This is a genomic window from Virgibacillus tibetensis (genome assembly GCF_036026595.1).
Taxonomy (GTDB): Bacteria; Bacillota; Bacilli; order Bacillales; family Amphibacillaceae; genus Virgibacillus_P; species Virgibacillus_P tibetensis.
In genome coordinates, this window is sequence record NZ_JARZFX010000002.1 from 511,617 (window position 1) to 523,382 (window position 11,766).

Genomic DNA, 11,766 nt, shown 5'->3' on the forward strand with positions numbered 1-11,766 from the left:
TATAAGTTAATAGTGGTTTATGATAAGTCGGATTTGACTTACTACTAGTAATTGCAACCTAAATATAAGTTATGTAATTGAAAAACGAGATTACGTAAAAAAAAAGCAACCACAATGATGTGATTGCTTTTTCTAATAGGAGCGTTTCTACTATTACTGGAATGTATCCCTAAGTACAACGTATTTCACAGCTAGTACTAGTGGACATCAACCAATGCTACTCCACAATTACTAAAGTCCAACTCGGAAGCTAAATAAGCCGATAACAGAATTGCTAGTCCAGCAAATTATTCGGCAAAATTTGCTAAAATTCGGGAAGTGCACTCCTATGCTAGCGGAGAAGCATATAATTTAAATGTGGAACAGCTTACTGGAGTAAAGATGACAGAGCGTTTTAAAGGGTGGCAAGTACCAGACGATTATATTGCTTTCTATGAGCCTGATCCAGGATTTTTGTTCAGCGAAAATTGTATCCAGGCATACAAGGAACTCGCAGTACACCACGGAGCAGAGCTTTCATTTAACAATCCAATTAAAGACGTCCAGGCTTATGAAGATTCTGTTAAAGTGATTACAGAAAAAGAAATATTTACTTCAGATAAGTTAATTATTAGCGCTGGATCCTGGAAGTGCTTTACTGGAAGAACCAAAAGAGAATAAAGAAGAACCTTTGAAAGAAATAAGCGAAGCAACCTATCTAAAATTTGTAATTTAATTTCCCTATATTTCTTAAAACAACCGCTGTTGTTATACCTAGAGTTATTCTCTGGGTATTTTTTATATTTAAAAATAAAAAAACGCTAGAACTAATGAGCCTATGTATTTCCACTAGTTCTAGCAATTTAAATATCTTTATATACTTATACTTAATACTGGCCTATTATTTAAGCTTCATTGCCTCAGCAATGATCTTTGGAAGGTCCGTATTATCATGGAATCCAACAAATTTATCCGCTTTTGGACCGTATGCATAGACTGGAATATCAGCTCCGGTATGATTACTGCTTGTCCAGCCAATATTTGCACGATCAGTTACTACCTTATTGATAGCGAGCGAAGCATTTTCACCATCTTGAATCGTTTGAATTTCTTCATTTGTTAATTCTAATCCAGTATACATATCAAAAACTGCACTTACGTTAGTGCGACCTTCATTTAATTGATCTGCCATATAATCTCCTGTAGCAGTTACATCTCTTAGTACACTAGCATTCAAATCTAGTGAACCGTTCGATCCAGTTGTTATCCCACCAGTATCATGATCACCAGCAACAACTACGAGTGTCTTTCCATCTTCTTCAGCAAAATTAATTGCTTTTTCTACCGCCATTTCAAAAGCTGCAACTTCCGACATTGCCCAAGCCGCATCATTATCATGACCTGCCCAATCAATTTGACTTCCTTCAACTACTAGGAAAAATCCGTCTTTGTCTTCTTCCAATATATCAATTGCAACTTCTGTCATTTCAGCAATGCTCGGTTCTTCAGTTTCAGCACGGTGGAGTTCTGGAGCAAGTGCATCATCAGCAAATAATCCTAAAAGCTTTTCTCCCTTTTTAAGTGCTATATCATTATTTTCTAGTAATTCACTTCGAGTTTCAATAAATTCATAACCTTGTTCTTCAGCTTGCTCGATTAAATTAAGCTCTTCTTGATTTCCACCCTGAGAGGTTGGTAAGAAATTGTTCTTCCCTCCACCAAGTAATACGTCCACTTCATTAGCAAGTAATTGTCTAGCAATCTCAGTTTCGTTATTACGACTTTCAACATGAGATGCAAATGCAGCTGGAGTTGCATGTGTAATCGTAGAAGTTGCTACGAGCCCAGATGCCTTCCCTTCCTCTTGGGATGCTTCTAAGATTGTTTGAAGCTCATTCCCATCTGTATCCAGACCAATGACACCATTATTAGTTTTTTCTCCCGTTGCCATTGCGGTTCCTGCTGCAGCGGAATCAGTAATGTCAGAGTTGGCAGAGTATGTCGTGAACGCCCCCTTTAAGTGTGCATCCCATACAGCCTCTTCCCCTTTGTAGACGCGATAGTTACTTGCATAGTTAGCACTAAAACCATCAGGAATCATATAGATAACATTTTCTACTTTTTTATTATTCCCTTTACCCTTACTAACACTATCCGGTTTAGCAGCATCCACCGACCCTAAACTTAACCCTGAAAGTACAAGACCAGTACTAAGCGCAACAATACCAAGTTTTTTACCGACTTTGTTAAACATATAACCTCTCCTCTCAAATTTGTACTACAATTTAAGAGTAACCGGTAGATATTTAGATTTGGTTACGAACTAGTAAATTTATCGTGAATTTTTTTAGTTCGAAATAGCTAGTCGCCAATTTACTAATCCTTAGGACATGTGATGAAAGACCCTCTTCCCAATAATTACAGGGGGTCTTCTGTTTCGGAATCTATATTCTATTTACTGCCCTTATTTTCTAGCTACCCTATAGATACCTAATACTTAATCGTCCTTCACTCACTAAACGACACTTGCCCATTATACTCAGGTAATGATTCTCTCATTTTTTCCATATTTTTCAGGTATTAATATTCTTGTGATGTCTTGGAGGCTAAATTGCACATCACCGACAATACGCCATTCCCTTTCCAAATAATAATTCTCCTCATCTGCATCTGTTTTAGATGCATCGAATGGTTTTAAGTACACAAATATTTGTTTCATTAAAACGGAATCTAACATATCTAACCCATTAACCACATGAATCCAAGCTTGTTCATTTTCTGTGTAATTTCTTTCATTTGAGCCATTAAAGAAATATACTGCCTCATATTGGTTTTAAAGCAATCTTCTCAGTTCTGATTGACTGGTCTTCCGTTCGCTTCTCAATCATCCTATTCGTCGCGATTTCAAATTTTGTAGTTGACTTATCAAAATAATAAAACTATTATAAAATTAGATTCCCCGCATAGTAGACAACCATCACATTCAATTCTAGAAAGGAGATTTTATTGATGATCAATAATACCTTTTACTCCCAAGAGAATCATGGTCCTTATGAACTTTACGATTTAGGAGATTTTGAATTAGAAGATGGTGGTAAAATCCCGGATTGTAAATTAGCTTATAGCACATACGGAGAACTGAACGAAACAAAGGATAATGCTATTGTCGTCCCTACATGGTTTTCTGGAACAAGCAAAGATTACGAGACTTACATTGGAGAGGGTAGAGCTCTTAATCCAACAAAATACTTTATCATCGCTATCAATCAAATTGGAAATGGTCTGTCTACCTCACCACATAATAGTCCAACCCCAAGTGACTTCCCGAATGTAAGAATAGGTGACGATGTCCGTGCACAGTATCAACTCATTACTGAAAAGTTTGGAATTAAGGAATTAGCACTTGTCGTGGGAGCCTCAATGGGCGCGCAGCAAACTTATGAGTGGGCTGTAAGATATCCGGACATGGTAAACCGTGCAGCACCAATTGCTGGAACTGCTAAAAATACACAACATGATTTCTTATTTACTAAAACGTTAATGGAAGCGATCACTTCCGATCCAGGTTGGAATGAGGGTAATTATCAGTCCAATACAGAAGTAGCAGATGGGTTAAAAAGACATGCAGACATTTGGGCAGTAATGGGATTAAGTACCGAGTTTTATCAGCAAGAGAAATGGAAACTTTTCGGTGTTGAAACGCTGGACGAATTTATTTCCGGATTTCTTCAACCTTTATTTCAAATGATGGACCCTAATAATTTACTTGCAATGGCATGGAAATGGCAGCGAGGAGATGTCAGCAGGAATACAAACGGTAATTTGCAAGAAGCACTAGGTAGAATCAAGGCAAAAATGTTCGTCATGCCAATAGACGAAGATATGTTTTTCCCTCCAAGAGACTGTGAAGCAGAACAAAAATTGATTCCAAATAGTGAACTAAGAGTGATTTATAGTATTGCTGGGCACTTCGGTTTATTTGGTGGTGAAGGTGCATATTATCATGACCAAATCGATAAGCATCTTAATGAATTACTTGCTACTTCAGTTGCTGATAAAGTATTGTAATAAAATGGGACATCCTAAGGACTAAGGCTTGAACGATTTTTCGGGAGACATGATTAATTTTGGTACATTTGTGATTACTGATTATTTCTAATAAGAAACCGAGCTGTCTGAGTGTAAGCAGCTTGGTTTTTTATGCCACCACATCAACTACAGAATGAGTACGGTTTTAAATCAACCTCAACCTTTTCTGCCAAAGCAACTTTATAACCTATTGTGAGACGAATATGAATACAAGTAAAGCAGCAAAGAAACTTTTTATCCATCGCAACACACTTACTTATCGTTTACAAAAAGTCGAAGAAATAACAACGTTTGATACAAAATGCTTTGAGCACTGTATGTTGCTGTATTTAGCATTGAAAAACCAGTTGTACTATATTCCATGTATCCTCACCTGATGAGAACGATATTTTGTAATGTTCTCATTTTTTGCGGCAAATTTTTCAGATACAACTGTTGTCATAAATCCCTTTTTATACACAATTAATGCGTTCAATACTCTATTTAGAGTTCATACATGAAATTCATTTTTAAAAGACGAATCCCTTATTCTCTGTTTATGCCATCTATTCTTCACACACCTTTCACTTTGGGAACGGAATATATTTTTGAAAGCAAATAGATAGGTTACTTTATTTCAAGGTCCTATGGTGAAGGAGGACCAGGTAGCGAAGTAGGCATTCTAGGGGGATTATTTGTGGGTAAAGTGTTAAGGCTGTCAAAGATGGTAGGTCCCACTAAATAGTCTTCTTGTTGTGCAGCATCATCTTGACGACCATCACTGACAAGTTTTGCTCCTTCTTTTTCTCCAGTTTCAATATAGCTTAGTGTACGTTTCTTATAGTTGTCGCGAATAACTGGTCCAAGGAAAACTCCTTCATCCAAACTATTCCCGATTTGAATATTATTTACTTTTTACAGTTCAATAAACTCATCTGCAATTGATCCTTCTACGGCTACAATTGAATCCGCCATGCAGCGTTCATAATTTGTGTGGTTGCATTATCTAAATTTGCATCACTCAATACGATCCAGTGATTTTTTGCACCAGCAAGTGCTTGCACGCGTTTCAGATTATCAGTACCGCGTTTGTAAACGTACTGCGACAGGCTGAGAACCAACAAAGGAAATAGACGCTGTTTGTTTATGATCCAACAAACCGTTTACAACATCATGCGCCACATGAACAATATTGAAAACACCGGCTGGTTGACCTGCCTCTTCAAATAATTCTGCTAAACGATTTGCGAGCAACGGTGTGCGTTGCATGGTTTCATCACAAAAGTGGTTCCGGTATCAATTGCCATTGGGAACATCCAGCATGGTACCATCATTGGAAAGTTAAATGGCGTAATCCCAGCAATAACTCCGATTGGATAACGATATATTCCAGATTCCAATTCCGTGGCAACCGATGGAAGTGATTCACCCCTCATAAATCTAGGCGCACCCGCAGCAAATTCCACATTTTCAATCCTACGCTGAACTTCTCCATATACTTCGTCTATTAAATCGTCACATTCCAAGATCAAAAAATGAAAATGGTGCTTAATATGTAGTAAGAGTTACTATTTATATATCCATTCAAACTTTCCGACTCAATCAAGTTATTGGGCAAATAAAAAAATCAAAAGTGCATGCAATCTAAAAATGGTAGGGATAAGGTCAAGACAAATAAAATTAATGGAATACCTGTTTCAATTAATCAATATAGTACAAGTATATGTTTAAAGAAGATTTAAGGAGGCACCAATATTGTGATTTTTAAATTAATGCCTGGATTAAAGCACCTTGTACAGTATAATTATGATAACCTGACCGGTGATCTTTTCGCAGGATTAATTGTTACATTTTTATTATTACCTCAAAGCATGGCCTATGCAATCATTGCAGGAGTACCCCTTGCTGCTGGTTTATTTGCTGCAACCTTTCCTTTAATCGTTTACGCATTATTTGGAAATTCAAAGTATTTATCCGTGGGGCCAGTTTCTGTTGTTTCTCTATTAGGCTTTTCTGGTATCTCCAGCATTGTTCAGCCACATTCTTCCCAATTCCTTGAGTTAATGATTCTTCTCGCATTAATTGTAGGGATTGTTCAAATATTTATGGGATTGATAAAGTTTGGGTCTATTTTTGAGTATGTCTCTCTCGCATTGATTAGTGGTTTTACATCTGCTATTGCGATTATTATCTCAGTAAATCAAATAAAATCAATAATGGGGGTCTCACTGCCGGGGTATAATAATTTTTTAAATTATTCTATCGAAGTTCTTAAACATCTACCCAAGGTAAATATTATTACAGTTGTGATCGGGTTAGGAAGTTTAATAATCTTACTAGCATTAAAAAAGAAATTTCCTGTTTCACCTGGACCATTGATAGTTATTATCGCATCGGTGCTAATTGTTAATTATTATGATTTAAACAAAATAGGTGTCGACATCGTTGGGGAAATTCCCCAAGAATTACCGGTTATTTCTATTAATATACCAGCGTTTGATACATTTTTAATATTAATTCCAATAGCTTGTATGATTGGGTTTATATCATTTGTTGAATCTTATGCCATTGCGAAAACGTTATCGAATAAAGAAAATGAAATACTGAACCCAAATCAAGAGCTGATTGGATTAGGTCTGGCAAATATGACTAGTTCATTCGTTGGTGCTATCCCAGTAGCTGGAGCCATCTCAAGATCGGCTGTAAACCATCAATCCGGCGCAAAAAGTAATCTTTCATTGTTAATAGCAGCATTTTTTATGCTATTTTCGATAATTTATCTAACTCCTTTATTTTACTATTTACCGAAAGCCACACTCGCAGCTATAATTATAATTGCTGTCTCAAATCTCATTAACTTAAAACAAATTATATATTATTTTAAATCTACATCTGTAGATGCTTTGATTTTTCTAGCTACTTTCATAGCTACATTAATGATTGACATTTTTATTGGACTAATCATCGGTTTTTTCTTCTCTTTCCTAGTTAAAGGTTTTAAAAAATGCTAACAGAGTATCTTGAAATTTCGGTGTTTAAACGCAAAAACTAGATAAACTTTGAACTAATCCAACTTCTCCAGTAATAATAAGACCGGGGATTACAGCACCAACTGACTTTTCATCAACTTTAATAACAGGAATACTTGTAGTATTTGTAATAAAATATACATCTGCAATTAATATTTGCTGTACAGTAAATGCTTTTAGTTTCGTATAGGTATTTAAAGTTGTTGCAAATTCCAAAACCTTATAATTAGTAATGCCATTCAATATTAGGTTTTTGGTTAAAATGGGTATATAAAACATCCACTTTTACGAATAATTAAATTGCTAAAACTGTCTTCTAGTCACGCATTCACCCTAATGTTTAATAGCCTCGTAACAACTCATCTTTTTAGTGTCCATCAAATCAATAGAACCACGAATTTCCATTCATACAAGAACATGGATAGGTAGAATGGTAGCTTTATAAAATTCACCGAATGGCCTGTTTTATCTTAAATTGATCTATTTAAGTTCAATATTTAGCAGGACTCCAAAACGGGTAAGCAAGCTGATTTGGAATAGCAGCATCGATTGCATTACCGCCCTTTTTTAACATTTCTAATCCAGCTTGAGTAGCTAATGGCTGTGATGTAGCCACAATTCCATTCCTGGCATAAATGGTCATTCTCTGAGATGAGTATGGATAATAAAGTGAATTAATATTCACTTATTATCCATACTATTAAGCTACTTTATCTTTTTTCTCCATTTTTTTCTTAACTTTATAACTTTGCCAAATTGCAAATATTATAGAAGCTACCATTAGAATAACCATGGTCCCAGATATTGGCCTAGTTAAAAAAGCAGTCCACTCCGGAGACAATTCCAAAGCTCTAAACAAATTCTTTTCAAACTCAGACCCTAGCACCAACCCAAGTACAAGTGGGGCTAACGGAACTCCCCCTTTTGATAACAAATACCCTACGATACCAAAAATAAATAGAGTCCAGATATCAAATAGGCTATTATTTAAGGCGAATGACCCTACAGCAGCTAACATTAATACTGTAGGAACGAGAATAGACTGTGGAACTTGAGCAATTTTGGTAAATACTCTAATTAAGAAGAACATTACAATAACCAGGACTATGGCAGCTACAAGTAAACTGACATAAATGCTTCCCACTAACACAGGTTGTGTACTGAATAGCATCGGACCTGGTGTTATTCCGTGCAAAATTAGCACACCCATCATAATCGCCATTGGAACATTTCCAGGTATACCTAGAGTCAAAGTTGGTATAAAGGCACCGCCAACAACAGCATTATTCGATGACTCTGATGCAGCTACTCCTGCCGGATCCCCTTTCCCAAATCTCTCCGGATTTTTTGAAAACTTTTTTGCCTGGTCATAGCTGACAAAATTGGCTGCCGTCCCCCCAGCTGCTGGAATAGCACCAATCAGACTTCCAATCAGACTTGACCGTAAGATGTTTAACTTTTGTTTCCACACATCTTTTATGATTAAAGCGTACGGGATATGTACATTCATATTTACCTTCTTTGCTTCGTTGCCTTGCTTTTTATTTTCTTTCATTTGTTCGATATTCTCCAGCATTTGCGAAAAAGCAAAGGCACCTATCAAAACCGGCAAAAGTTGAAATCCAGCGGTTAGAGCTTCAAAGCCAAAGTTAAAACGAACCTGCCCCCATGCACTGACACCAGTAGTAGCAATTAATAGGCCTATCGCCCCTGACATTAGACCTTTGATCATTGCTCCTTCGGATAGACTGCCCACCAAAGTCAAGGCAAAAAGAATTAAGGTAGCTATTTCCCAAGGACCGAAATTTAAACTGAATCTAGCTACAAGGGGTCCTATTGTTGTAAGAACGAAAACACTTAATATCGTTCCTATGAATGATGAAGCAACACCTATGCCTAAAGCTCTTCCTGGTTCTCCCCTTTTAGCCATTGGATATCCATCATATATTGTAGTAATGGAAGAAGGCGTCCCAGGTATTCCAAGCATAATACCAGAAATTAGACCACCTGAATATCCACCAACTAGCACAGCACTCATCAAAGCTAGCCCGCTAATGGCATCCATCGCAAATGTAAATGGAAAAGCAAGAACAATTCCCATAGTAACTGTAAAACCGGGTATTGCTCCGGAGATAATTCCACAAATAGTACCTATTATAATAAGTGACAAAACACTCCAATTTAAAATTTCCTGTGTAGCCAATAAAAAGAAATTATCCACAATTCACTCTCCTCTCTCCAGTTACTTACAAGTTTACATACAGATCTCTTTTTTACTGTAATTAAAAATATATCCCTTGTTTATGGCAGCATAATACTGAGCATTTCTGTAAAGGTAAAATAAACGAAGAATGTTAATACCGTTGTTACAGAGATATTGGTAATAACAGATTTGAGCCTCTTCAAACCCATCAGTAAAGCCTGACTAGCAAACATGAATAGTAACGTTGAAATAATAAAGCCGACGTTCGATGAGAGTAGAAATACGTAAAAACCGAAAAACAGAAACAAAAGTATAATCTCTCTGTATTTATTCCAAAATTTCTTAAAGTTAAAAACTATAGCTTGATTTTTATCAGTCTTTGTAAAAAAGGATTGAATCAATATAAAAATTGAAAAACCAGCAATGAAATATAAAAGAAACCTCGGATACGCAGCAGGACTAACCACCTGTACACTTGTTTTTTCACCAAACTTAAACGTCTCCATATACATGACTAGACAGACGATAAGGGTGCAAATTGAAAGTATGCGATTTTTCACCATGATCTCTTCCTCCCTCCGTGTTGTAATGAAAAGCTAATGAAGGGCATGTCCACCATTAGCTCGTTAGCTTTCTGTTTAACCAAACTAGAAATCCATATTTTTAGCTAGATTATCCAATCTCTCCTGTAAATCATCAAGCCATGACTTATATTCGTCATGGGGTTTAAAGTAAACAATTGACCCAAGTTCTGCTATTTGTTCTTGGACCTCAGGATCATCTAGAGCCTTTTGAAATGCTTCTTCAATTTTTATAATCACCTCTTCAGGAGTTCCTTCTGGTGCGAATATTCCTCGACTTGTTGCATTTTCCATATCAATGCCTTGTTCTGCAAAAGTAGGGATATTTGGTATACCTTCCAATTTTTCTTCATATGCAACACCTAAAGGTACAAACTCATTTCCAAAATAAGCTTGACCTGATGTATAGTTTGTCATTGCACTGTCAATTTGTTTAGCCAGTAAAGCGTTAATTTGTTCACCCGTGCCTTCATAACCAATCAATTTAATTTCATCTTCCTCAAGGCCCGCCGCATCCATCAACTGAGCTATAAAGAAGTGATCCGTTGTACCAGGATAATGACTATATTTTACCTCTCCAGGATTTGACTTTACATAGTCCAAAAATCCATTAATGTCTTTCCAACCTGAATCGGCGTGAACAGTTAGAATGTTCGGTGTTTGCGTAAGTAATGCAATCGGTTCGAATGCATCGAAAGAATAATCTACAACTCCAGCAAGATGGGCTGTGTGTATAACATCATGGCTTGCAAGAATCGTATATCCATCTGGGGTAGAATTTTTTACCTGTCTTGACCCATTTGTAGAACTTGCACCTTCCATATTAACTGGCACAATCGTTTGCCCTAAATACTGTTCTGCATGCGAGGCAATTAAACGGAATATAATATCAGTTGCACCACCAGGTCCATAAGGAATAATCATTTTAATTTGTTGTTTTGGATAATCCCCTGAAGATGCCGTTTCAGAATCATTTGATTCAGTTGACCCAGCTGATGAACTACAGCCTGCAACAATTATTAATAATAGTACGAGTAATAGAAAGTTGATTTTTTTCATCATTATTAATTTCCTCCTAAATTTAGTAAAGTAATCGCTTACAAAATTATAAGCGTAAACACTAGCCGAATAATTCCACCTCCGCTTTACTTATAACAACACACAACCTTACCAATATGATAGTCATTAATTAGTTTTAACTACAATAATAAGTATATACATATATATATCCCTTCATTTTGTATTATTATATAGAATCATTTTCACTTTGTCTACAGGTATTTACAATTTTTAAAATTTAATTACAATTATAAATAAGCTGAATTATTCACACATGGATAGTTAGATCATTGATAAAATCCAGAATTCATATTTTCCTGTTCCATTGAAAAACATCTCGGCAATTTGGCTGTTTGAAAATTGTTTTTAAAATGAAAGTTTGAAAATAGACGATTTTTGGGCAGACTACTCCCTTGTCTAAATTGAATTTTAAGTTTACTCCAGCTGCTTTGTTTTCCAGACGAACAAAAGAATATGCAAATAGAAACCCTACGAACAAGGATCATTTTAGTTTCCATCATATTAGTAAAGTCTGGACGATCCCTTTACTTCAATTTATCCTCAAGTTTCGTGTATAGGGATTTCTTCTGGAAAGAGCTCCAGTGAGTCCAAATTTATAAGAAAAAACCGCCACTCAGTGATTAAAGAAAATTGTGACTCTAGCTTGAAAAATTATGTGTTTAGGTATTATGTCCCTAGGGATTTACGTTTGGGTCCACTATATTAACTATTTTGAGATGGGTAACTCCCTCAATAACATAAAATCTATAAAGGAGTTATTGTGCCAGTCCCCCGCTTCCACATTAAGTTGTTACTTTTTATATAGCCCTTATTCATCAGTTTGTAA

General features: G+C 36.1%; 10 protein-coding genes and 3 pseudogenes. 5 read left to right on the top strand and 8 right to left on the bottom strand.

Going from position 1 to position 11,766, the window contains the following annotated elements:
* The first annotated feature begins 309 nt into the window (after positions 1 to 309).
* Positions 310 to 660: an FAD-dependent oxidoreductase gene (locus QGM71_RS07220; RefSeq protein ID WP_327607055.1), complete on the top strand. Its 351-nt coding sequence runs from the start codon at positions 310 to 312 to the stop codon at positions 658 to 660.
* Between the two features lie 220 nt (positions 661 to 880).
* On the opposite strand, the gene QGM71_RS07225 is transcribed toward QGM71_RS07220, so the two are convergent.
* Both QGM71_RS07225 and QGM71_RS07230 read right to left on the bottom strand, forming a co-directional pair.
* A complete protein-coding gene (locus tag QGM71_RS07225) occupies positions 881 to 2,233 on the bottom strand; it encodes an alkaline phosphatase (RefSeq protein WP_327606852.1) in 1,353 nt (450 codons plus the stop codon).
* A gap of 285 nt (positions 2,234 to 2,518) precedes the next feature.
* Positions 2,519 to 2,716 (bottom strand): abortive infection system antitoxin AbiGi family protein, encoded by a 198-nt coding sequence (locus tag QGM71_RS07230; RefSeq protein ID WP_327606853.1) that lies wholly within the window; start codon positions 2,714 to 2,716, stop codon positions 2,519 to 2,521.
* A gap of 272 nt (positions 2,717 to 2,988) precedes the next feature.
* On the opposite strand from QGM71_RS07230, the gene QGM71_RS07235 reads away from it, so the two are divergent.
* Together QGM71_RS07235 and QGM71_RS07240 are read left to right on the top strand one after the other, a co-directional pair.
* The gene (locus tag QGM71_RS07235; RefSeq protein ID WP_327606854.1) at positions 2,989 to 4,047 is read left to right on the top strand and encodes an alpha/beta fold hydrolase; all 1,059 of its coding nucleotides are present in this window, start codon (positions 2,989 to 2,991) and stop codon (positions 4,045 to 4,047) included.
* 203 nt (positions 4,048 to 4,250) lie between these two features.
* Complete coding sequence (locus tag QGM71_RS07240) at positions 4,251 to 4,445, top strand: PucR family transcriptional regulator (RefSeq protein WP_327607056.1); 195 nt, start codon at positions 4,251 to 4,253, stop codon at positions 4,443 to 4,445.
* 307 nt (positions 4,446 to 4,752) lie between these two features.
* On the opposite strand, the pseudogene QGM71_RS07245 reads toward QGM71_RS07240, so the two are convergent.
* Positions 4,753 to 5,549 (bottom strand): annotated as a pseudogene (locus tag QGM71_RS07245) (aldehyde dehydrogenase family protein); the annotation flags it as partial.
* A gap of 255 nt (positions 5,550 to 5,804) precedes the next feature.
* Between QGM71_RS07245 and QGM71_RS07250 the strand changes: the two are divergent.
* The gene (locus QGM71_RS07250; RefSeq protein ID WP_327606855.1) at positions 5,805 to 7,058 is read left to right on the top strand and encodes a SulP family inorganic anion transporter; all 1,254 of its coding nucleotides are present in this window, start codon (positions 5,805 to 5,807) and stop codon (positions 7,056 to 7,058) included.
* Between the two features lie 24 nt (positions 7,059 to 7,082).
* On the opposite strand, the gene QGM71_RS07255 is transcribed toward QGM71_RS07250, so the two are convergent.
* From QGM71_RS07255 to QGM71_RS07275, 5 genes and pseudogenes are all read right to left on the bottom strand, one after another.
* Positions 7,083 to 7,292 (bottom strand): hypothetical protein, encoded by a 210-nt coding sequence (locus QGM71_RS07255; protein ID WP_327606856.1) that lies wholly within the window; start codon positions 7,290 to 7,292, stop codon positions 7,083 to 7,085.
* A 290-nt stretch (positions 7,293 to 7,582) separates the two neighbouring features.
* Positions 7,583 to 7,755, bottom strand: a pseudogene (locus QGM71_RS21790) (gamma-glutamyltransferase); the annotation flags it as partial.
* Positions 7,756 to 7,776: 21 nt separating this feature from the next.
* A complete protein-coding gene (locus tag QGM71_RS07265) occupies positions 7,777 to 9,297 on the bottom strand; it encodes a tripartite tricarboxylate transporter permease (protein ID WP_327606857.1) in 1,521 nt (506 codons plus the stop codon).
* Between the two features lie 80 nt (positions 9,298 to 9,377).
* Positions 9,378 to 9,842, bottom strand: coding sequence for a tripartite tricarboxylate transporter TctB family protein (locus QGM71_RS07270; RefSeq protein WP_327606858.1), 465 nt, complete (start codon positions 9,840 to 9,842; stop codon positions 9,378 to 9,380).
* A gap of 84 nt (positions 9,843 to 9,926) precedes the next feature.
* Complete coding sequence (locus QGM71_RS07275) at positions 9,927 to 10,922, bottom strand: Bug family tripartite tricarboxylate transporter substrate binding protein (protein ID WP_327606859.1); 996 nt, start codon at positions 10,920 to 10,922, stop codon at positions 9,927 to 9,929.
* A 435-nt stretch (positions 10,923 to 11,357) separates the two neighbouring features.
* On the opposite strand from QGM71_RS07275, the pseudogene QGM71_RS07280 reads away from it, so the two are divergent.
* A pseudogene (locus QGM71_RS07280) lies at positions 11,358 to 11,525 on the top strand (transposase); the annotation flags it as partial.
* Positions 11,526 to 11,766 lie beyond the last annotated feature (241 nt).